Consider the following 21,463-nt stretch of genomic DNA (forward strand, 5'->3'; position numbering starts at 1 on the left):
CCGCAACCGGGCGGGCACGACATCCCATCAGCGATTTCGCTCCTGGCCGACCAGCAGGGGCACGATCTGTCAACAGGACTCGGAGTCCAGGGAACAAAGAGTGCTCACCTGATGGCGGCTACCAGGCACCGAGTCTGCCGGATGGAGCCTCGGTAGGTCTTATTAGGGAACACACCTGGTCCGACGACACCACCCACGCGATCCACGAATCCCAGACCCTGCGCATCGAGCGCGTCCACGAAGCCCACCCCCGCGAAACCGCCTGGACCGTGGCCGCGTACGAGACGCCCGTCTCCGACCGGATGTGGCACCTCACCGCGACCGGCACCACCCCCACCCCTGTGCTCCAGACCCTGCTGCACCACCTCGCCGAAGGCGACGCATGGGACACCGCCATCGGAAGTCCCGTCGACGAGAAGACCGTCACCGCCGCCACCAAACCCCTCACTGACGCCGGATGGAAGCACACCGTCGACGGACGCTGGATCCGGTGGACGAACCTGTCCGGGGACGCCGGCATCCAGTTCGACGCGTTCGCTGCCCAGAATCCGAACAGCCCCCTCACCACCTGGACCATCTGGGCCGGCCTCAGCATCGATCACCCCACCTGGACCATCACGGCATCCCCGTACACCCCCAGCTCGCTGATGGCCAGCCTCGCCGAGACTCTCGCCCACGCAACCGGCACCCGCCAGACCAACACCTCGCAGCGCGTGCGTGGCGCACATCTCGGCACCACGCCACCGGCTCTGCCACCGGCAACGGCCGGCTACCCGAGCGGCCGATCCCTCTGATGTCCGACCGATTCCTCCAGGGTTCTTCGACGGGTGTCCGGCGCGCGGAACGCCAGGCCCTGTCGCCACACTCCAGCGGAAAACCGCAGGCGCACGCCAACAGCGCGAGGGATCAGGAGGCATGCGCCCGGATGACTGGCACCTCACCGAAGACCTCGACGCCTTTCTCACCCGAGCCGGGGACTTCCTGCGCTCGCGCCCTGCCCTGCACACCGTCCCGCTGACAGTGACCGAGGCACTGCGTACGCGTGGGGTGGACGAGTACGGCGCTGAAGCCCCTGTCTTCGGCTGGCTGGAGCAGGCGGGCGAGGTCCGCGCGGCCTTCTTCCGCACCCCGCCCCGCCGCCCGTACCTCACCCCTCTCACCCCCAAGGAGGCCGACGCCCTCGCCGCCCACTTGGCTGGCCTCGGCCTTCCCCTCCCCGGCGCCAGTGCGGACCACGACACCGCCACCGCCTTCGCCGATGCCTGGGCGCGGCACATGGGCGCCACGCCGACGCTCCACGAGCGGGGAGCGCCTGTACCGCCTCGGCACGCTCACACCACCGGAGCCACTCCCGGAGGGCCGAAGCCGAGTCGCGGGCGAGCAGGACCGTAAGCAACTCATGCTATGGCACCGCGAGTTCATCACCGACATCGGAGGAACCCCCGCTGCGGACAACGGCTCATGGGCGGATACACGCATCGCCCCAGGACGCGTCACGCTCTGGGAAATCCCGGACAGCACCGCCGTTTCCATGGCGGGCGTGACCCCGATGGTCGCCGGCCAGGTCCGGGCGGCTCCCGTCTACACCCCGGCCCACCTGCGTGGCCGCGGTTACGCGGGCGCCGCGACGGTCGAGGTCAGTCGGGCCGCCCTGGCCGCAGGCGCGGAGGAGGTCCTGCTATTCGCGGACCTGGCCAACCCCACTAGCAACGGCCTCTACCAGAGGATCGGGTACCGCCCGGTCACCGACTTCGCGGTGTACAACTTCAAGTGTTCCGCGCCGGAAATCCGTTGAAGACCTCGCTGGACTTTCTTGAACCACCACGATCGCCAGTGAGGGCGGGTCCGCGTAACGCGTGAGCTTCACCGTCCTGTTCCAAGCCGCCGCCGACCAGATAACCGCCGCGCGGGGCATCGGCACCGCCGATCCCGTGTCGCTGATCGGTTATCGGGCCGTGCTGGACAGCCTCCTGCCCGAGCACTCTCGCTGACGGAGCCAACAGGTAAACACAACGGTGTTGCACTCGGCGGGACGCCATCCGGCGCATACGTAGTGACCCCTCATAGGGGCGATATGAACGGGTACAGCGTGGACATCCAGCCGTACACGGCACGTTATGACCCCTCGTAGGGACGATGAGGACGGGTCCGGGACGCCACGGGGCAGGTATGGCGCTACACGTTGCGACCCCTCGCAGGGACGACGAGGACGATGCCCGCCTTCCCCGGCACGCACGTGCACACCGTGTTGCCCCCCGTAGCGGCGAAAAGGGCGCATCGGGGAACAGCGCGCCCGCCTCGCCGACATCTAGAGGGCGTCTGAAAAGCCTGTCAGCGGGCTGGTCTTGCGAGGCGGCGCACGAGGAGCATGGCCATGGTGAGGTAGATGGCGTTCTCCGAGCAGACGCGCAGGTACTCGTAGTCCTTCGACAGACGGCGGCACCGTCCTAGCCAGGCAAACGTCCGCTCTACCACCCAACGCCGTGGGACCACGGCGAAGAGGCGCACTGCCGGAGGCGGTGCTCCCACCCGAGCCCAGGTCGAGCGGAATCCTCCGTCGCGACGCTGCACGACCTCCACGGTGATGCCGGTGGCCTCCTGGGCCCAGGCGTGGAAGTCCGCACCGCGGTAACCCTGGTCCGCCCACACGTGCCGCAGACGCGGAAAGGCATCGGCAGCGCGGGAGAACAGCACCACGGCACCATCGCGATCGCCGACGCTGGCCGGGCTCACGCAGGCCACCAGGACGGTGCCGCGGGTATCGACGAGCAGGTGACGCTTGATGCCGCTGACCTTCTTGCCGCCGTCGTACCCATGCAGTCCTCCGCGCTCACTGGCCCGAACGCTCTGGCTGTCCACAATGGCTGCACTGGGCGTGGGATCCCGGCCGACCTGCACCCGCTCGCGTTCGCGCAGCCCCGTCAACATCCGCTCCCACACGCCCTCTTGCTGCCACCGCCGCCAGTAGTGGTAGACCGTCTGCCACGGCGGCAGGTCATGCGGCAAAAGTCTCCAGGCACAGCCAGCGCGCACCCAGTACGCCAGCGCGTTGAGGATCTCCCGCCGCGCGTGTTTCGCCGGCCGTCCACCGGGCTTGACCGCCGGAACCAGCGGACAGAGGATCTCCCACTCCGGATCGGACAGATCCGTCGAGTAACGGGTACGCAGCCCGCACACCCCAGCCCCCGAAAGTGCGCCACCGCCCCGCTACCAGGCGACTTGCCCGCTGACAGGCTTTTCAGACGCCCTCTAGTTGTGACCCCTCCCAAGGGCGATGAGGACCTGTCGGCATCGGCATTCAGGTCCTGGACGGCGTCAAGTTGTGACCCCTCGTAGGGACGCTGAGGACCATAACCGTCCGCGTAGACAAGACGAAGGATGACGAGTTTTGACCCCTCGTAGGGACACAGGAAGGATGAGGATCCCTCACCCAGTCTGGGTACTGGATCATCAGGTCCTGGGGACGTTCACACCCTACGCCGCGTCCCAGCTCGCCGACGCATCGTTGTGACCCCTCGCAGGGACGATGAGAACTCAACCCTCACGACGTCTGCGACCTGGCTGGGTGTGTCAATTTAACGGCTGATCTTGATTGTTGAGTGTCAGCTGTTGCTCGGGGTCAGGCGGCCCTCGAAGGCGATCTGGAACGCGTTCAGGGGTGCCTTCCAGCGCATGGTCCACCTCTTGGGACCCTTCCCCGTCGAGTCCAGGCTCATCAGCGCCATGTAGATGCACTTGAGGGCGGCGGCTTCGTTGGGGAAGTGGCCGCGGGCGCGAACGGCCCTGCGGATGCGGGCGTTGACGCTCTCGATCGCGTTCGTGCTGCAGATGACCTTGCGTATCTCGACGTCGAAGGAGAGGAAGGGCACGAACTCGGCCCAGGTGTCCGACCACAGCTTCACGATCGCCGGATACTTCCGGCCCCAGGACTCCTGGAACTCCAGGAACCGCTCCGTCGCCGCGTCCTCGCTGGGTGCGGTGTAGACGGGCTTGAGCGCCTTGGCGACCTTGTCCCAGTCCTGGCGGGCGGCGTATCGGAACGAATTCCGCAGCAGGTGAACCACACACGTCTGGACAATCGTGCGAGGCCAGACGGTCTCCACGGCCTCGGGAAGGCCCTTGAGCCCGTCACAGACCAGCATCAGCACGTCGTTAAGGCCGCGGTTCTTCAGCTCGGTGAACACATGCAGCCAGTACTTGGCACCCTCTCCGCCATCGCCGGCCCAGATGCCGAGGATGTCGCGGGTGCCGTCCACGGTCACCGCCATCACCACGTAGATGGGACGGTTCGCGACCTGCCCGTCTCTGATCTTGACGTTGATGGCGTCCACGAACAGAACCGGGTAGACACGGTCGAGGGGCCGGTTCTGCCAATCGGCCATGCCCTCCATCACTGTGTCGGTGATGGTGGAGATGGTCTGCTTGGACACCTCGGCGCCGTAGACCTCGGCCAGGTGAGCGGCGATCTCGCCGTGCGTGAGCCCCTTCGCGGACAGCGACAGCACCATCTCGTCGACCCCGGTCAGCCGTCTTCTCTGGGGGTAACCGTGTGGCGCGAGGCGAGTGGAGACAACTTTGTGCAGCTCAGCGCCGGTGTGAACGACAGTATCGTGTGCAACATGTGTGGCGCTACTTGTCGTGAGAGTCGCTGAGTTTCAGCAGCGCTCGTCTCCGCCGGGCAAGGCTGGCTGATCGCCCCTGGGATTCACACGAATTCGACTACGGTCGGGCGCATGGATCGCCTATCCGAGATCACGTTCCTTCTGCCCGACGCACCCGAATCGCGTAGTTTCCTCGACGAGCTGCGCTCGCTGTTCGCCGAGGTGACATACGCCGACTTCACCGGGGATGCGAGCACGGCCGACGGGGTGGGTGACCGCCTGACCCTCACCCCGCCGCGGCCCGCCGATGCCCGTCCCGTGACGATATTTGAGCTGGCCAGCGTGCGTGCGCCTGAGATCGTCCTCGACACAGGCCACTCCATCGGTGGGTGGGGTGGCACTGACTTGCACGAGACGCGGGCCCTGCCGGCCCGGATCGAGATGGCAGAACTGACCCGCCGCATTGCCGGGCACGTCAAGCGCGTCGATCACACGGGCGTGAACGTGCCCGCCTGTGCCACTTCACCCGAGCAGTGGAGCGACCTCACCACTGCGCTCGCCTCGGCGTCCACCATGTACCGCTATCCCACCGGTGAGGACTGGCCGTTTGTCCTTCCGTCGACATCGGATGAGCTCATCGACGACATCCGTGACTTCGTCATCGGCCGCGAGCCTAGATTCGAGCTGGTTTACGACCAGTGGCTGACGCAGACGCAGTGGCAGTTCGCCCTCTGGACCGACCTGACCCGCGCAGACCTGGAGCAGATGTTTCCTGAGCCCGAAGGGATGACGTTCCCGGAACTTGAGGAGATCTTCCGCGTCGTACCTGTCCTCAGTCCCTGGCCATGCCTGGATATCCGATTCGACCTGTGCTACCGGATCGAAAACGGTCCGTCCGACTGGGAAACCGGCGAATGGCTCGTCACGGAAGGCGGCCGAATCCGCTGACACCGACGCGATCCGGCCGCCATGGTGACCGGATCGCCTCGTCTGCGAACTCAGCCGCGTTGGTTCAGAGCTCTGGTCAAGTCCCGGTTCGCCTCCCTCGCGGCATTGAGATCAGATCGGGCCTCCTCCAACGCGGAGGTCAGTTCGACATTTTGCTGCTCCAGCCTCGTGATCTTCCGCTGGAGCTCGTCGATGTCCGCTGGGGCTCCGAGCCCGGACTCCTGCCATGCCTGAGCACCCAGCGCCTGCGACAGTCGCTTCTCCAACTGCTGAATGCGTGCGGCCAAGCGGGTGTTGCGGGCCTGGGCGTTGGCGAGGTCGGCCTGGAGCGAGGCCCGGCTCACCGGTGAGCCGCCGGCCGGGTCCTGGGCTGCCGGTTCGAGTTCTGCGGCGTGGACGATTTCGAGCAGGTCGCGGTGACGGTAGAGGAAGCTGCGGTCCACTGCGGCTTGCCGGGCGATGGCCGAGACACTGATCGGGGTGCCATTCTTCCCGGCGTTTTTCACCGCTGTGGCAACCCGCTGGCGGCGGCGCTCAGTGTCCGCTTGACGGCCATCACGCATGGCGGGGATCACGGCAGCCTCCAGGGCCTGACATCAGGAAGTGGCTGCCCGACACGGGGCATGCCCAGCATCACCACACGGCCGCGGCGGACCACGGCGACGGCTTCCTCGATCTGTGCACGTTCCTCTTCCGACAGGTCGTCCAGGTCTGCCTTGACCCGGTTGAGCAGACGGCGGACGCGGCCAATTTCCTCTTCGGAGGGCATGGCCTCGCTGCGGGCCCAGTCGTCGGCCTCGAAGGCCGACATGAGCCGCTCGCGGCTGCGGAGCAGATCAGAAAGGTAACGCTCGAGGTCGGGAAGGTAGGAGACGTCGGTGCGGAAGTGGTCACAGCCGACACAGCGGAACCGAATCGGGCAACTCTGGCCCCCGGCCGCGACGTTGTGCGGTTCCAGGCAGATGCCCTAGGCCGTAGCCACTTCCCCGATGGCCCGGCGCACGTGTTCGGAGTCCAGCATCCACTGCGCCTTGCGCCAGACACGGTTGCCGCGGCGGTCGAACTGCAGGGCAGTGACCCGGTCGACAGCCTCGCGCCGTCGTTCCTGGCTGACGCGGTAGTACGCCTGAGTTGTGGAGAGTTCACGATGGTCCATCAAATCCATGAGCACGTCCGGGGCGATGTCGCTGTCCGCGTGACGCTGCGCGAAGGAATGCCGGTAGGCGTAGGGGAAGATCCTGGACTTGTCGAACGGCAGCATCTTCGTCACGAGCTGCCCGTCGACCAGCACCACGACCGGCATCATGATGTCGGGCAAGTCATCGACCCACGCTCGGTGAGCCTCGCCGATCGAGCCGATCGGCTTCGTCCCCGCGGGGTTGGCCACCGGACTCGGCAGCAGCTTGAGCTTGCTGGTCGGGGTGTCGGGGAACCGCTCACGCACCCGTTCCTGCTGCGCCGCAATCACGGCGGCGGTCGCCTGCGCGATCGGCAGACGACGGCCCAGCCGGTAGTCCTTGGAGTTGTCGTAGACCAGATGGGTGTCGCCGGGACCCCTCCCTGGAATGGCGCTGGGACCGCGACCCGCAGTGGAGCGCTGCCTGACTTCTCTTTCGGGTTCCGCCGACGCTCGCTCCTCGACGGTGAAGGCTGCCAGACAGACGTGTTCGGCGAGGCGCAACTACTGCTGCCAGCCCTCGGCAAGTCCTTGGTACATCTCTGCTCCCAGCAGTGCCGCATTGGCGAGAATCAGAGTGAACACGGTGAGCGCGAACCATCGGGCCGCAGTGACGGCGCAGGCCCGTTGCGCCAGCGCCCGTCGGACGGCCATGTAGCTGTGGCCGTAAGGACGTGGTGGTCCAACCGGCGGCGACGGTTCTGTTGAGCGATCACACTCCAGAACAGACTTCTCCAGCACTTGTAGATGCGACGCGTGGAACGGGGCTGGTTTTGTATGTGGGAGCTGACACCACTTGTTGCTCAGAGCGGGGACTGCCCCGTTTCGAGGGAGGGCGATCTCTCTGAGTTCTGACAACGCCCGGGGCTTGCGGTGGGAGCATGGACGTGCTTTGCGGAATTAGGCTGCGATGGCACCACCGAAGTCCAAGGTCGACTTGTACGCGGCGATCCGCCGTGACGCCCGGGCAGGGTTGTCGTACCGGGCCTTGATACGGCGAGTACGGAGTCGAATTCCGCACGGTCAAGACCGCGTTGGAGTCGATCCGGCCGGAGCCGCGGAAGAAACCGCGGCCGCGCTGGACCCGCCTGGATGCCTACAAACCGTTGATCGACGAGATGCTCCGGGCGGATCTGGCTGCGCCCTGCAAGCAGCGTCACACGGTCAAGCGGAACTTCGACCGGCTCCTGGGCGAGCACGGGGCGGAGGCAGTGATCTATCCGATGGTGCGGGCTTAGTCGCCGACCGGTGACCCCAGATCGCCCAAGAGGCTGGCCGCGGGTGGTGCGCGCGTTGATTCCGCAGCCCCACAGGCCGGGGGCCGAGGCAGAGGTGGACTTCGGTGACCGTCCGCCACGCCGGCCCGCTTCCAGGAAGCCGTCCACGGTCTTGAACCGTCGCTGCCGCGCTGGCAGGTGGCGTTGCGGGATGTGCTGGTATCAGGGCATGGACAACAAGCGGCGCGTGCTGATCGTCGCCTACGACGATGCGCAGATTCTCGACATCGCCTGCCCCAGTGGCGCGTTGGACATCGCCAACCGGTACGGCGCCGAGCCGCCGTACTCCATCGAGCTGGGGACCCTGGGCCGTCGGGTCGCCCGTAGCTCGGCGGGGATTCTGATGGGAGCGGGGCAAAGGCTTGAGACGGTCGCCGGGCATCTGGACACCCTGTTCGTGGTGGGCGGCATCGGCTGTGAGGACGCGGCGTCGGACGAGCGTCTACTGGGCCAGGTGCGCCGACTGGCCGGACTCAGTCGACGGATGGCCTCTGTCTGTACCGGCGCCTACGTGCTCGCCGCCGCCGGACTGCTGGACCACCGGCGGGTGACGACCCATTGGGGGTGGGGGGAACGACTTGCCGAGCGTCACCCCGCCGTGGCCGTGGACGTCGCTCCTCTCTACATACGCGACGGCAACGTCTACACCTCGGCCGGGGTCACCAGCGCACTCGACCTGACGCTGGCGCTGATCGAGGACGACCACGGGCCGACGCTGGCTCGTGCCGTCGCCCGGGAACTCGTCACGCACCTGCACCGGCCGGCCGATCAGGCGCAGATCTCCATGTTCCTGGCCGCTCCGCCGCCGGAGGACCGGCTGGTGCGGGACCTGGTGGGCCATATCGCCAGTCATCTGGCCGAGGACCTCACACCCGCCACCCTGGCAGCGCGGGCGGGAGTCAGCCCTCGGCACCTGACACGCCTGTTCACCGCGCACCTCGGTACGACTCCGGCACGGGCCGTGCGCGTGGCGCGTACCGAAGCAGCGGCGCATCTGGTGCGGTCCAGCGGACTGTCCATGGCGGCGATCGCCCGTCGCTGCGGTTTCGGGTCGGCGGAGACGCTTCGGCAGGCGTTCCTGGACCACTACGGGAATACGGGGGACAGGATTCGCAGGATGCCGGACATGCCAGCTGCGCGCGTCGCACCGAGGCAGAAGACTCCCGGGCCATGAGGCATTCGACGACACGCAGAAACGTACTTCGGGGGACCGTGGCCACCGCCGCCCTCGCCGCCACGGCTGCGGCCCCGACCGGGGCGCACGCCGTTCCGCGGGGCGGCGCGGGACCGAACATCGGAATCCTGCTGTACGACGGCTACAGCCTGCTGGACCCGACCGGTCCGGCCGAGGTGCTGTCCCGGCTGCCAGACGCGACTGTGACGATGATCGCCGAGCGGCGCGGCGCGGTCCGCACGGACACAGCAGACGTGGCCGTACTCGCTGAACAGTCCATCGACGAGGTGGACCGTCTCGACGTCCTCCTCGTGCCGGGCGCGGGCAACCGCGGCACCGTCGCGGCGATGAACAACGAGGCGCTTCTGCGCTGGATCCGCCAGATCCACCGGCACAGCCAATGGACGACCTCCGTGTGCACCGGCAGCATCATCCTCGCCGCGGCCGGGCTGCTGGACGGAAGGCGGGCGACGACCTACTGGGCTTCCGCCGAGTACCTCCAGTCCACGTTCGACGTGACCTACCTGCCGCAGCGCTACGTACGCTCAGGGAAGATCATCACTGCGGCCGGGGTGTCGGCGGGAGTGGACATGGCCCTGTATCTCGCCTCCCTCATTACAGACGACGACACGGCCAAGGCGATTCAACTCGCCGTCGAATACGACCCCCAGCCCCCTTTCGACTCCGGCAACGCCGCAGAGGCCAGTCCCCAACTGAAGGAAAAAGCATTGCAGTTGCTCGCCGCCTCGCAGGTGTAGCCGAAGCGGGAGCCGCTGAGCGGACAGCACTTACGTCGTGGTGAGCACCTCCGTGAGCGTTCTTTTCCTCTCTGTGTCCACCGCGGCCGGACCTGCAGCGCGACGTCTGTGAGTTTGGTCAACGCCCCCTTCACTGCCAGCTGCCCATCGTCATCCGGCCCTTCAAGCACCGCCGGCTTCACCGCCCCCAGGCATGGATCAGTTACGGCCTCCGGTGTTGTCACGTCTCGGTTCTGGCACAGATCTTGGGGAGCGGTTGCAGAAGGTGACCACGCTGTTCGATTGCGATGCACCGATCGAGTGTGAGACCGCGTACGCCGAGCCGTAGAACGGCAGGTAGTGACGCTCCGTCAGGTACCTGTAGGCATCCGTTGCTTGCGGTCGTGGCCGGTGACGGTGCTGGTCATGCAGGCCGACGTATCGTTCTGGGACTCGCTGGTGTTCGACGGGATCGACGAGCTCGTCATCGAGGCGGTGACGGCCGCCTTCGGCACAGTCGACGTGGTGGCAAAAAGCCGAGGGGTCGGAGCATCCTGCCCGGACTGCAACGGCTTCTCACATCGGATGCACGACTCCTACGAGCGCAGGCTCAGAGATCTCCCGCTCGGTGAGTTCCGCGTCGTGATCCTGCTGACGGTCCGGCGGTTCATCTGCGGCTCGGTCCACTGCCCGCGCCGGACATTCGCCGAGCCGTTCACACAGTTGACCAGCGCGTACGCACGCTTCACCCGCCGGCTCAACCGCACCCTGGAGCGCATCGGGCTGGCGCTGGCCGGACGGGCCGGCTCCCGGCTGGCCGCCCAACTCGGGTTTGACGCAGGGAGGATGACCTTGCTGCGCCGGGTCATGGCGCTGCCGGATCCGCAGTCCAGCACGCCGCGGGTGCTGGGTGTGGACGATTTCGCCACCCGGCGCGGACAGTCGTACGCCACCGTAATCACCGACGGCGAACGCCACCGCCCGATCGACGATCTCCCCGGCCGGGAAACGGCACCGCTCGCCACGTGGCTCACCGCGCATCCCGGCGTGGAGATCATCTGTCGGGACCGGGCCGGCGCCTACGCCGAGGGAGCCCGGCTCGGCGCCCCCGATGCCCTCCAGGTCGCCGACCGGTTCCACCTGTGGCAGGGCCTTGGCCGGGCCGTGGAAACCTGCGTCGCCGCCCACCGCGAGTGCCTCCGCGTTCCGACGCCGCCCACGCCGCCGAACACGGACAGACCGCAAGGAGATCCGGGGCCTGCCGGCCGCCGGGCCCAGCGCAAGAAGGCCGCGCACGCCCTGGTCCATGAACTGCTCAAGCAGGGCCACTCCCGCCGGGCGATTGCGCGGCACTTGGGCTGGGGCCTCAACACCGTGCTGCGTTATGCGAGTGCCCCGCACTGGCAGAACACCCTCCGCGAGAACCGCCCCAGGCCCAGCCGGTTGGATCCCTACAAGCCCTACCTGGAACGACGGTTCACTGAAGGCTGCACCAGCGTCACCCGGCTGCACCGCGAACTGCTCGCCGAGGACGCCCCCGTGACCTATCAGATGGTCCGTGCCCACATCGCCTCCCTGCGCGTCTCTCCGCCCCAAGTACCGCCACCACCACCGACGGTGCGGCAAGTGACCGGCTGGCTCACCCGCCACCCCACGGCCCTGAGCGAGAGGACCGCGCCGTCTTGAAAGACGTCCTGGCCCGCTGCCCCGAACTGGACACCGCTGCCGGACACATCCGCGAGTTCGGTGAGATGCTCGCCGACCGCCGTGGCACCACGCTCCCCACCTGGATCGACAATGTCGACGCCAGCCAACTACCCGGCCTCACCGGCTTCGCCCTCCACCTGCTTCGAGACCTCGACGCAGTGACCGCCGGACTCACCCTGGAATGGAGCTCCGGAGGCACCGAGGGCGCCGTGAACCGCATCAAAAAGATCAAGAGGCAGCTCTACGGCCGGGCCGGATTCGAACTACTCCGCAAGATGATCCTGCTGCAGTGACACTCTGCGACCACTCCCCAAGATCTGTGCCAGAACCCAGCTCCCACCCACGAAACCACGGGGCCTCAGGGCGGGCGACATGGGCTCCTGCTCGCCCACCTGGTGTAAGGACCTGGAAGCCACAGCAGGGGCGGGCATGGTGCCCGCCCCTGCTGTGGGTATTGCTCACTTGGACGCGGGCGGTCAGGCCGCCTGCGGCTGAAGGTAGCGGGCGAGCAGGTCGTCCAGGCTGACCAGGCCGGTGAGGCGGCCGGTGTCGTCGCAGACGAGTGCGAGCGAGGCACGGTGCCGGCGGAGCAGGTCGATCGCGTCCGCGACGGTGGCGTTGGCGGTCAGCTCCGGTACGGGGCGGGCCAGGGCGCGGGCGGTGACGGTACGGCCCTGAGCGCGGGCGACCAGCGCGTCGCGGGCGTGGAGGGAGCCGAGGACCGTGCCGCCCTCGCGAACCAGCAGCCGGGTGCGGTCGTGGTCGGCGGCGGTGCGCAGGATGTCGTCGATGCCCGTGTCGCCGTCGACCGAGGTGATCTCGGCGGCCGGGACCTGGAGGTCGCTCACCGGGGTCTCGGGCTCGGTCAGCGAGCGGGTGATCAGCTCGGAGTCGGACTCGCTGATCAGGCCGAGCCGCTGCGACTCCTCGACGAGATGGGTGAGTTGCTCACGGTTGTGGACCGAGGCCAGCTCGTCGCGCGGGCTGACCCGGCACAGCCGTACCAGGGCGTTGCTGATCCGGTTCAGCACCCCGATCAGCGGGCGAACCACCTTCACCACGGCCCGGAAGGGCGGCGAGAGCAGCATCGCCGAGCGCTCGGGGTGGGCGATGGCCCACGACTTGGGCGCCATCTCGCCGACCACCATGTGCAGGAACACCACGACGATCATCGCGACGGCGAACGCCACACCGTAGCTGAGCGCGCTCGGCAGGCCCAGGTCGTGCAGCAGCGGGTCCAGCTCGTGCGAGATCGCGGGCTTGGACACCGAGCCCAGGCCCAGCGTGCACACGGTGATGCCGAGCTGGGCCCCGGCCAGCATCAGTGACAGCTCGCGCATCCCGGCCAGCGCGGCCTTGGCACCGCGCTGACCTGAAGCTGCAGCCTTCTCCATCCGGTGCCGCTTGGCGGCGACCAGCGCGAACTCGGCAGCGACGAAGAAGGCGCTGCCGATCAGCAGCAGCACAGTAACGAAGAGCGCCATCGGGAAACTCATGCCTGCTCCTCCTCATGCTCAGCCACGGGCAGTCGCTCGAGGCGGACCCGCTCCGGCACGTGCCGGTCGAGCGTGCGTACGTCGATCACCGCGCGGCCGCCATCGGGCAGAGCGACGGTCAGCCGGTCGCCGATGGCCGGGAAGCGGCCGAGGCGGTCGATGACCAGACCGGCCACGGTGTCGTAGTCCTCCTCCTCGGGAAGGTCGATGCCGGTGGCGTCGGCGACCTCGTCGAGGCGGCGTCCGGCGTCCACCCACCAGCCCGTGCCGTCGGGGACGGCAAGTTCGGTGACGGTGTCGGTCTCGTCGGCGATGTCACCGACCAGTTCCTCGGCGATGTCCTCGTACGTGACGATGCCCGCCACCCCGCCGTGCTCGTCCAGCACCACGGCGAACTCGTCGTCCAGCTCACGCATCCGCCTCACCGCGTCCGGCAGCGGCAGCGTGTCCGGAAGAAGGAGCGGCCTGCGGGCGAGCGCGTCCGCAGTGGCGGTGGCGAGGCGGCCGGCGGGCAGCCGCATCAGCTCGCGCACGCCCACGACACCCGCGACGTCGTCCGGGTGATCGCCCAGGACGGGGTAGGTGGAGTGGCCGTGCTTGCCAATCAGCTCGACCGCTTCGGCGGCGGAGGCGTCCTTGCGGACGAAGACGGCGTCCACTCGCGGCACCATCACCTCATCCAGCGTCCGCTCGGAGAACTCCAGAGCGTGGTCGATCAGGTCGGCGGTGTCCTTGGGCAGCTGGCCCTGTTCATGGGACTCGCCGATCAGATGGCCGAGCTCCTCCAGAGTGGCACCGTGGTGCAGCTCCTCGACGGGCTCGATGCCAACCTTGCGCAGCAGCCCGTTCGCCGCGCCGTCGAAGACCCGTACGACAGGGCCGACGACCTTCAGGTAGCCGAGAGTGGAGACGGCCAGCGACTTCGCCAGCCGCTCCGGCACGGCGATCGCGAGGTTCTTCGGCGCCAGTTCGCCCAGCACCATCTGCACGACCGTGGCCAGCACGAAGGCAAGGACGACGGAGATGCCGGAGACGGCCCCCTCGGGAATGCCGATGCTGGTCAGGGCGGGTTTGAGCAGCGCGGACACGGACGGCTCGGCGATGAAACCGACGACCAGGCCGGTCACGGTGATGCCCAGCTGGGCGCCGGACAGCATGAACGACAAGCGCTCCAGCACCTTCAGGGCGCGGGCCGCCTTCTTGTCGCCCGCCTCGGCCTCACGCGTGAGGGCGAGCCGGTCGGCGGAGACGTACGCGAACTCCTGGGCCACGAAGTAGCCGGTGCCAGCGGTGAGGACGAAGACGGCCAGCAGGCCGAGTACGGCATTCGCGGTACTCATCGAACACCACCCCGCCGCGCACCGCGATCAAAACGATCATTTGAAATCTGGCGGGATGGTCGGGGACTGTGCCCCGGGGAGTCCGTCGATCTGGCGGACACGGGCTTGCTCCTTCAGTTGGCGTGCGGCAGGTGAACGATTGTGACTGAGTACGCGTTCCCGAGCGCTTCCGTGCAGACCCACCGGGCGCCGGCAGGCCGTACCGGGCCGCCGCGTGCGGGGGCGCACTCGGGGCGGCCCGGCGGTCAGGCGGTGGCCGGGGTGGGGCCGACCAGTTCGGACAGGACATCCTCCATGGTCACGAAGCCGATGACGGCGCCCGTCTCGCCAGTCACCGCGGCCAGGTGGCTGCCGTCGGTGCGCAGGGCGGTGAGGGTGTCGTCCAGCGGGGTGTCGATGCGGACCCCGGTGACCGGGTGCAGTGCCGTGCGCGGGAACGGCTGGCTGCGGTCGGTGATCCCGAGGGTGTCCTTGATGTGCAGGTAGCCCAGCAGGGTGCCGTTCGGGCCGGTGACAGGGAAGCGGGAGTAGCCCGCCCCGGCTGCCGTCCGCTCCAGCTCGGCCGGGGTAATGGTGTGGGGGACCGTGCGCATCTGCTGCGCGGGGACGAGGATCTCGCCCACCGGCCTCGTGCCCAGCTCCAGTGCATCGCGCAGGCGTTCGCCGTCCGCGGGCGCCAGCAGGCCGGCCTGGCTGGAGTCGACGACCATGCGCGCGAGCTGATCGTCGGTGAAGACCGCCTCCACCTCGTCCTTCGGCTCCACCCGGAGCAGCTTCAGCAGGGCGTTGGCGAAGGCGTTGATACCGAAGACGACCGGCCGCAGCGCCCGGGTGAGGGCGACCAGGGGCGGACCGAGCAGCAGCGCGGTGGGGACCGGCGCGGCGAGCGCGATGTTCTTCGGGACCATCTCGCCGATCAGCATGTGCAGATACGTCGCCACGGTCAGCGCGATTACGAAGGCGATCGGGTGCACCGCACCGTGGGGGATGTGCGCCGCCTCGAAGGCGGGCTCCAGCAGGTGCGCGATGGCCGGTTCGGCGACCGCGCCGAGCACCAGCGAGGAGACGGTGATGCCGAGCTGGGCGGCGGCCATCATCGCGGAGAGGTGCTCCAGGCCCCACAGGGTCATCCGGGCCCGGGTGCTGCCCTCCTTCGCGCGCGGCTCGATCTGGCTGCGGCGCACGGAGATCAGGGCGAACTCGCCGCCGACGAAGAAGGCGTTGGTCAGCAGGGTCAGGGCACCGATGGTGAGCTGCAGTGCGGTCATCGGGACTCCTCCCCCGCCTGGACCGGCACCCGGACCGGTGCGGTGATGCGGACGCGGTCGGCGCGGTGGTGCTCGACGTCGAGGACATGAAGCCGCCAGCCGTCCAGGTCGAGCTCGTCACCCTTGGCCGGGATGCGCGCGAGGCGGGTGGCGACCAGGCCGGCCACCGTCTCGTTCGGCCCCTCTGGCGCCGGCAGCCCTATCCCGGCGAGCTCGTCGAGGCGGACCGAACCGTCCGCCTCCCACACCGCACGCCCGTCCCCCGTCCTCGGAGCAGGCAGCAGATCGGGGACCTCGACGGGGTCGTGTTCGTCGCGGACCTCGCCGACGACCTCCTCGACGATGTCCTCCACGGTCGCCACGCCCGCCGTGCCGCCGTACTCATCGATGACCACGGCCATCGTGCGTGTCTCGCGCAGCCGCTCCAGCAGCCGGTCGGCGGTCAGGCTGTCCGGCACCAGAAGCGGGGCGGTGGCCAGCTCGGTCACGGGCGTGAGCTGCCGCTTCTCCGGATCCAGGGCGAGCACGTCGCGGATGTGGACGGTCCCGATGACCTCGTCCAGGCTGTCGCGGTAGACCGGGAAGCGGGACAGCCCGGTGGCGTGGGTGAGGTTCGCGGCGTCCGCGGCACTCGCGTGCGCTTCGAGCGCCTTGACGTCGACGCGCGGGGTCATCACGTTCTCGGCGGTCAGCTCGCTCAGGTGCAGGGTGCGCACGAACAGCTCGGCGGAGTCCGCCTCCAGGGCGCCCTCGGCGGCCGAGTGCCGGGCGAGCGCGACCAGTTCCTCGGGGCTGCGGGCGGAGGCCAGCTCCTCGGCGGGCTCCAGGCCGAAGCGGCGTACGGACCGGTTGGCGGTGTTGTTCAGGTGGTGGATGAACGGGCCGAAGGCGGCGGTGAAGCCGCGTTGCGGGCCGGCGACCACTTTGGCGACGGCCAGCGGGCGGGAGATCGCCCAGTTCTTCGGCACCAGCTCGCCCACCACCATCAGCACGACGGTGGAGACGGCCACGCCCAGCACGGTCGCAACCGACGAGGCGGCACCGCCCAGGCCGATGGCCCGAAGGGGCTCACGCAGCAGTGCCGCGAGCGAGGGCTCGGCGAGCATGCCGATCACCAGCGAGGTGACCGTAATGCCGAGCTGGGCGCCGGACAGCTGCACGGTCAGGTGGCGTACGGCCTTCAGCGCGCCTTCGGCGCCACGCTCACCCGCCTCGGCGGCGCGCTCCAGGTCACCGCGCTCGACGGTGGTCAGCGAGAACTCCGCCGCCACGAACAGAGCGCAGGCCAGGGTGAGGAGGAGGGCAAGCAGGAGCAGCAGGACCTCGGTCACCGTGCCACCCCCGATCCCTCACGCACAGACAGCGCGGGCTGCGGACCGGGTACGGCACGGCTGGTACTGGGAGGCTCACCCATTGCGGGACCGTCACTCCTTCTGGGCCTGGAGGGTCAGGCGAACCCACGGTGGTCGACAGGGCCGGGACACACACCCTCCCCGTCATCGTAAAAGACCGGCAAAGCATCGAGGTCAAGTCCCTGGCCGGCCTCGCTCGGCGGCTCTTTTCGGACTTTCCCACCACGGCCGCCGGGACACGGTGTGGACCGGTCCCGACAACCCTATGCTTCTACATACCTGTAGAGACAGCGTGTCGCTGCTACCGGTTGTTCCCCCAAGGCGCACGCTTCTCACCTGCTCGCACTACGGAAGAGGACGCGTGGCTGCAATCAACCTGGACAAGGTGCTCGACCAGGCGTGGGCGGACAAGAGCCTGCCCGAGATCCTGGCCGCGCCGGTGGGCGCGCTGAAAGGAGCCCTCCGACCGCGACGGTGAGCTGTTACAGGAGGCGTTCGGGGTCAAGACCGTCGCCGACCTGGCCGAGTTGAAGTACATCCGCTGGGCGCAGGCGCCGGCGGCCCTCGACGCGGCCAAGTAGCTCACCTCCTCGCATAGTTGTGGTGTCGTGACGCCCGCACGGGTACGCGGCACCGCTCTCAGGAAGCACACGCACATTTAAGGAGTGGACTGCACGATGGTGTTCAAACGACTGCTCGGATCGCTCGGTGTGGGCGGCCCCACGGTCGACACGGTCCTCGACCCCGGCGCGGCTCTCCCCGGCGGCGCGCTGACCGGCCAGGTCCATCTCAAGGGCGGTGACGCCGACTTCGACATCGAGCACATCACCCTGGAACTGGTGGCCCGCGTCGAGGCCGAGCACTCAGAGGGCGAGAGTGAAGGGGTCGTCGCCTTCGACCGGTTCACCATCGGCGACGGCTTCCGGCTCGCCGAGGGCGAGGTGCGCAGCGCCCCCTTCGCCGTGATGCTGCCGTGGGAAACCCCCGTCACCGAGCTGTACGGGCAGGGCCTGGGCATCGTCCTCGGCGTGCGCACGGAGCTGTCGGTGGCCGGCGCGAAGGACAAGGGCGACCTGGACCAGCTGACCGTGGGTCCGCTGCCGGTCCAGGAGGCGATCCTCGAAGCGCTCGGCCAGCTCGGCTTCGGCTTCAGGTCCGCCGACCTGGAGTACGGCCGTATCGGCGGCGCCGGCCAGCAGCTGCCCTTCTACCAGGAGATCGAACTCACCCCGGCCCCGCAGTACGCGCAGGCTGTGAACGAGATCGAACTGACCTTCCTCGCCAACCCAGGCGGCATGGAAGTCGTCCTGGAGGCCGACAAGCGCGGCGGTTTCTTCTCCGAAGGCCACGACGCGCTCACCCGCTTCACCGTCTCCCACGACGGGGCCGGGCACCAGGACTGGAACACGATCGTCGACGGCTGGATCCGCCAACTCGTCGAGCACCGGGCGTCCTACAGCTCGCATGCCACCTACGGCCACGGTGGCCCGCACACCGGCAGCCATGGCGGGCACTACGGACACGACGAGCACCACGGCGGCCACCGTTCCGGCCCCGGCATGGGCACCGCCGTCGCCGCGGGCGCGGCCGGGCTCGCCGTGGGTGTCGTCGGCGGCATGGTCGCGGCCGAAGTCGTCGACGAGGTCGGGGACTTCTTCGAGGGCGACGAGGAAGAGGAGGGCTGACAGACCGGGGCGAGCCGACGGGCCGAGCAGCTACTGACCGTGCGCAGAGACTGATCGGCGTCGCCCGGCTCGCCCCGGCGGCCGACCTGAAGCCAGGATCCGTCGGCGAAGCGGATCCTGAAGGCGGCGAACCCGCGCGGATGCGGCGCGAGACCCGCATGACATGGCATTAGAGGTGGAGCGAGTGACCGCAGGAGCAGCCGCAGCCGGCCCGCTGTCCGGTTCCAGTCGCTGCCGAGGAGGCCGGAGAGATGCTGCGCCAGGCCGGGGCAACTCCGCGCCCGGTGGACCCACACCAGACCAGGGCATGAGGCTCCCCCAGGACTTTCCGGGGCCGCCACTTCACCCGAGCCTCTCGGAAATCACGGGAACTTATCCGCCGAGCCGCTAGTTTCTACGTTGCTGTAGATATTGCTGGTGCACCGGCCCGCTCTCGGAGCGGCCCAGCCCTCGACCGTATGGAGTTCGCATGGCCCTGTGGGACCGCCTCAAGGAGTCCGCATCGACGATGCAGACCCAGCTCATGGCGAAGAAGAACGACCTCAAGAGCGGCGCCTTCCGCGACGCAAGCATGGCGATGTGCGCGCTCGTCGCCGCCGCCGACGGCACCATCGACCCCTCCGAGCGCCGCCGCGTGGCCCAGCTCATCGCCACCAACGAGGTGCTGCAGAACTTCGACGCCACCGACCTGCAGCGCCGCTTCGACGACAACCTCAGCAAGCTCACCGCCGACTTCGACTTCGGCAAGGTCAGCGTCCTGCAGGAGATCGCCAAGGCGAAGAAGAAGCCCGCCGAGGCCCGAGCGGTCATCCAGATCGGCATCGTCATCGGCGGCGCCAACGGCGACTTCGACAAGACCGAACAGGCCATCGTCCGCGAAGCCTGCTTCACTCTCGACCTGCCGCCCCACGAGTTCGACCTCTGATCTCCTTACGACGCTCGTGCCGGGTCGACCACTGGTGACTGGCGCCCGGCACGCCGTCCCCTTCGGGGACGCTTCAGTCAGCAGGACTCCGTGAGCGCCGATGCGTTCAGAGCCGGACAGATGGCGGTAAGGAAGCAACGAAGCCGCTGTACGGCTGATGGCCCCTCGGTGGCGTACCGGAATTCCAGCGCGAGAGGACGGCATGCCGCGACAGGACGCCGAACCCCACGGGGCCGCGCCCCGCAACCGCCCGGGAGACACTTCCCTCACCCTGGGCATTGTCGCCCTCGTGGGTTCCTTCATCCCCGTCATCGGTGACTTCGTCGCCGCGCCCCTCGGGCTGCTCGCTCTCCTCCTGGGAGTGCTGGGGGTCTGGAACAACGAGCGGGGCCTCGCCACGAACTTCGGCCCGTCCCTCATCGGCGCCACTCTCGGCGCCCTAGCGCTCTTCGTCGTCCTACTCATGTTCGCCGTCACCCGCTGAACGACGCCCTGAGCGCGCAAGCACAGCCCCGGAAGCCTGATACCCCGAAGCGCCCCGCCCGCCGCTGCCCCGTGAACAGAAGGCTGCTCCGTGCGGCAGGAAGTCCCACTGGCAGCCGGTCCGTGACTGGTGCAAGATCGCGTTGACGATCTCCCGCTTCGCGTACTTGCCCCGATGGCCGCCGATCAACGGCCACCGCTCGTCCGACAAGTCGCTGCGGCACGGCTTGCGTTCGCTCACCCCGCCACCCCCGCGCGCCCAAGCCCGCGGACCAGCCCCATCACCCCAGACCCACACGTTCAGGCGACAACAGAACGGTCAACAGTTCACAAACACCCCTGAGAGGTGCGTCCTCACAGGGGCGTCGCCGCGTGCAGGATGAGCACCATCGTGACCGCGGAGTTCGCGGACGACAGCGCGGAGACCGCGGTCCCCGCCGCTGCGCCCCAGGCGGCCAGGCCCACCGAGGTGAATACCGACGGCCAGCTGCGCATCGCGGGCGCAGGGCCGAGCAGGGCGGCGACCCGGCGCGGCACCGGGCCCGGCGCGGCGAAGCCCGCGAGCGTGGGTACCGGGGTTCCGCGGGAGACCAGGGCCGCCTTGCCGATCGCGCACGCCACGGCCCTGCGGCTGCCGACCGCCTGCGCCGCCTCCTCGTCCGCCCATCGCTCCGTCGTGTAGGACACGGCCGTACGCAGCGGCCGCAGGAACGGGTTGGTGCGCGCGGCCAGCTGGACGGCGAGCAGGAACCGGTGGTGCCGGGCAGCGAGGTGGGCGCGCTCGTGGGCGAACAGGGCGCGCCGTTCGGCGGGTTCGAGGCAGGACAGCAGGGCGGTGGTCACCACCACCCGGTCCCGTCGCCCGCCGGGCAGGGCATAGGCGTACGGCACCTCGTCGGGCAGGACGGCCACCTCGGCGCCGGGCAGGCCGGCGAGTGCCCGGTGGGCTCGGCGCCGCACCTGCCGGTGCCGCCACAGGGTGCGGCCGCAGGCCAGTAGCACGGCGAGTAGCGCCGGGATGGCCAGCTTCCCGGCCACCTCGTCGTACGGCACCGCCTCGCGCACCTCGGGGTCCGACCAGGCGTCGGGCAGCGGGTTGCCGGGCAATTGCGCGGTGCCGACCACCATCAGCAGCCCCAGGCACACGGTGCTGCACACCGCCATCACCGCAGCCAGCGCAGTCAGCAGCCGGGTGGCGGTCCGCGGATGCAGCCGCTGCTCGGCCAGCCGCGCGATCGGCCACGCCGTCAGCGGCAGGACCAGCGGCAGAAAGACGAACACCCCCATGAGGCT

At 68.7% G+C, this 21,463-nt stretch carries 20 protein-coding genes and 4 pseudogenes; 12 read left to right on the top strand and 12 right to left on the bottom strand.

Annotated elements, in window-relative coordinates:
• Positions 1–218 precede the first annotated feature (218 nt).
• The 3 genes and pseudogenes from QQY66_RS00500 to QQY66_RS00510 all read left to right on the top strand — a co-directional run bounded on the left by QQY66_RS00500 (position 219) and on the right by QQY66_RS00510 (position 1,991).
• Entirely contained in the window at positions 219–794 is a 576-nt protein-coding gene (locus QQY66_RS00500) for a DUF317 domain-containing protein (protein ID WP_367667070.1), read from the top strand.
• Between the two features lie 121 nt (positions 795–915).
• Positions 916–1,795, top strand: a pseudogene (locus tag QQY66_RS00505) (GNAT family N-acetyltransferase).
• A 61-nt stretch (positions 1,796–1,856) separates the two neighbouring features.
• Complete coding sequence (locus QQY66_RS00510) at positions 1,857–1,991, top strand: hypothetical protein (RefSeq protein WP_301977031.1); 135 nt, start codon at positions 1,857–1,859, stop codon at positions 1,989–1,991.
• A 340-nt stretch (positions 1,992–2,331) separates the two neighbouring features.
• On the opposite strand, the gene QQY66_RS00515 is transcribed toward QQY66_RS00510, so the two are convergent.
• Both QQY66_RS00515 and QQY66_RS00520 read right to left on the bottom strand, forming a co-directional pair.
• Positions 2,332–3,177 carry an IS5 family transposase gene (locus tag QQY66_RS00515; RefSeq protein ID WP_301977032.1) on the bottom strand — a complete coding sequence of 282 codons (846 nt, stop codon included), beginning with the start codon at positions 3,175–3,177 and terminating at the stop codon, positions 2,332–2,334.
• Between the two features lie 425 nt (positions 3,178–3,602).
• Positions 3,603–4,538 (bottom strand): annotated as a pseudogene (locus QQY66_RS00520) (IS256 family transposase); the annotation flags it as partial.
• Between the two features lie 195 nt (positions 4,539–4,733).
• Here QQY66_RS00520 and QQY66_RS00525 point away from each other — a divergent pair.
• Entirely contained in the window at positions 4,734–5,549 is an 816-nt protein-coding gene (locus QQY66_RS00525; RefSeq protein WP_301977033.1) for a hypothetical protein, read from the top strand.
• 50 nt (positions 5,550–5,599) lie between these two features.
• Here the strand turns inward: QQY66_RS00525 and QQY66_RS00530 are convergent, their stop codons facing one another.
• The 4 genes from QQY66_RS00530 to QQY66_RS00545 form a co-directional block, all read right to left on the bottom strand.
• Complete coding sequence (locus QQY66_RS00530) at positions 5,600–6,124, bottom strand: DUF6262 family protein (RefSeq protein WP_301977034.1); 525 nt, start codon at positions 6,122–6,124, stop codon at positions 5,600–5,602.
• On the bottom strand, positions 6,121–6,360 hold the full coding sequence (locus QQY66_RS00535) for a hypothetical protein (protein ID WP_301977035.1): 240 nt from the start codon (positions 6,358–6,360) through the stop codon (positions 6,121–6,123). The genes QQY66_RS00530 and QQY66_RS00535 overlap by 4 nt, the downstream gene beginning before the upstream one ends.
• Positions 6,361–6,516: 156 nt before the next feature.
• On the bottom strand, positions 6,517–7,230 hold the full coding sequence (locus QQY66_RS00540) for a hypothetical protein (protein ID WP_301977036.1): 714 nt from the start codon (positions 7,228–7,230) through the stop codon (positions 6,517–6,519).
• The gene (locus tag QQY66_RS00545) at positions 7,231–7,380 is read right to left on the bottom strand and encodes a hypothetical protein (RefSeq protein ID WP_367666950.1); all 150 of its coding nucleotides are present in this window, start codon (positions 7,378–7,380) and stop codon (positions 7,231–7,233) included.
• A gap of 774 nt (positions 7,381–8,154) precedes the next feature.
• On the opposite strand from QQY66_RS00545, the gene QQY66_RS00550 reads away from it, so the two are divergent.
• The 4 genes from QQY66_RS00550 to QQY66_RS00565 all read left to right on the top strand — a co-directional run bounded on the left by QQY66_RS00550 (position 8,155) and on the right by QQY66_RS00565 (position 11,914).
• Positions 8,155–9,177: a GlxA family transcriptional regulator gene (locus QQY66_RS00550; RefSeq protein WP_301977037.1), complete on the top strand. Its 1,023-nt coding sequence runs from the start codon at positions 8,155–8,157 to the stop codon at positions 9,175–9,177.
• Positions 9,174–9,935 carry a DJ-1/PfpI family protein gene (locus QQY66_RS00555; RefSeq protein WP_301977038.1) on the top strand — a complete coding sequence of 254 codons (762 nt, stop codon included), beginning with the start codon at positions 9,174–9,176 and terminating at the stop codon, positions 9,933–9,935. The genes QQY66_RS00550 and QQY66_RS00555 overlap by 4 nt, the downstream gene beginning before the upstream one ends.
• A gap of 405 nt (positions 9,936–10,340) precedes the next feature.
• Complete coding sequence (locus tag QQY66_RS00560; RefSeq protein WP_301977039.1) at positions 10,341–11,600, top strand: ISL3 family transposase; 1,260 nt, start codon at positions 10,341–10,343, stop codon at positions 11,598–11,600.
• Entirely contained in the window at positions 11,597–11,914 is a 318-nt protein-coding gene (locus tag QQY66_RS00565) for a transposase (protein WP_301977041.1), read from the top strand. Before QQY66_RS00560 ends, QQY66_RS00565 begins: the two co-directional genes overlap by 4 nt.
• Positions 11,915–12,097: 183 nt before the next feature.
• Here the strand turns inward: QQY66_RS00565 and QQY66_RS00570 are convergent, their stop codons facing one another.
• From QQY66_RS00570 to QQY66_RS00585, 4 genes are all read right to left on the bottom strand, one after another.
• Entirely contained in the window at positions 12,098–13,117 is a 1,020-nt protein-coding gene (locus tag QQY66_RS00570; protein WP_301977042.1) for a hemolysin family protein, read from the bottom strand.
• Positions 13,114–14,457, bottom strand: a complete 1,344-nt coding sequence (locus QQY66_RS00575; protein WP_301977043.1) for a hemolysin family protein — start codon at positions 14,455–14,457, stop codon at positions 13,114–13,116. Before QQY66_RS00575 ends, QQY66_RS00570 begins: the two co-directional genes overlap by 4 nt.
• A gap of 245 nt (positions 14,458–14,702) precedes the next feature.
• A complete protein-coding gene (locus tag QQY66_RS00580; RefSeq protein WP_301977044.1) occupies positions 14,703–15,725 on the bottom strand; it encodes a hemolysin family protein in 1,023 nt (340 codons plus the stop codon).
• Positions 15,722–17,056: a hemolysin family protein gene (locus QQY66_RS00585; RefSeq protein WP_301977045.1), complete on the bottom strand. Its 1,335-nt coding sequence runs from the start codon at positions 17,054–17,056 to the stop codon at positions 15,722–15,724. The genes QQY66_RS00580 and QQY66_RS00585 overlap by 4 nt, the downstream gene beginning before the upstream one ends.
• Positions 17,057–17,438: 382 nt before the next feature.
• On the opposite strand from QQY66_RS00585, the pseudogene QQY66_RS00590 reads away from it, so the two are divergent.
• The 4 genes and pseudogenes from QQY66_RS00590 (at position 17,439) to QQY66_RS00605 (ending at position 20,171) form a co-directional block, all read left to right on the top strand.
• Positions 17,439–17,658: pseudogene (locus QQY66_RS00590) on the top strand (hypothetical protein).
• A 96-nt stretch (positions 17,659–17,754) separates the two neighbouring features.
• The gene (locus tag QQY66_RS00595) at positions 17,755–18,762 is read left to right on the top strand and encodes a sporulation protein (RefSeq protein WP_301977046.1); all 1,008 of its coding nucleotides are present in this window, start codon (positions 17,755–17,757) and stop codon (positions 18,760–18,762) included.
• Between the two features lie 469 nt (positions 18,763–19,231).
• The gene (locus QQY66_RS00600; protein WP_301977047.1) at positions 19,232–19,687 is read left to right on the top strand and encodes a tellurite resistance TerB family protein; all 456 of its coding nucleotides are present in this window, start codon (positions 19,232–19,234) and stop codon (positions 19,685–19,687) included.
• Positions 19,688–19,889: 202 nt separating this feature from the next.
• Entirely contained in the window at positions 19,890–20,171 is a 282-nt protein-coding gene (locus tag QQY66_RS00605; protein ID WP_301977048.1) for a hypothetical protein, read from the top strand.
• Between the two features lie 90 nt (positions 20,172–20,261).
• Here QQY66_RS00605 and QQY66_RS50160 read toward each other — a convergent pair.
• Both QQY66_RS50160 and QQY66_RS00610 read right to left on the bottom strand, forming a co-directional pair.
• Positions 20,262–20,411, bottom strand: a pseudogene (locus QQY66_RS50160) (transposase); the annotation flags it as partial.
• Positions 20,412–20,524: 113 nt separating this feature from the next.
• The gene (locus tag QQY66_RS00610) at positions 20,525–21,457 is read right to left on the bottom strand and encodes a M56 family metallopeptidase (protein ID WP_301977049.1); all 933 of its coding nucleotides are present in this window, start codon (positions 21,455–21,457) and stop codon (positions 20,525–20,527) included.
• Positions 21,458–21,463: the final 6 nt, after the last annotated feature.

This window comes from Streptomyces sp. DG2A-72 (assembly GCF_030499575.1).
GTDB lineage: Bacteria > Actinomycetota > Actinomycetes > Streptomycetales > Streptomycetaceae > Streptomyces.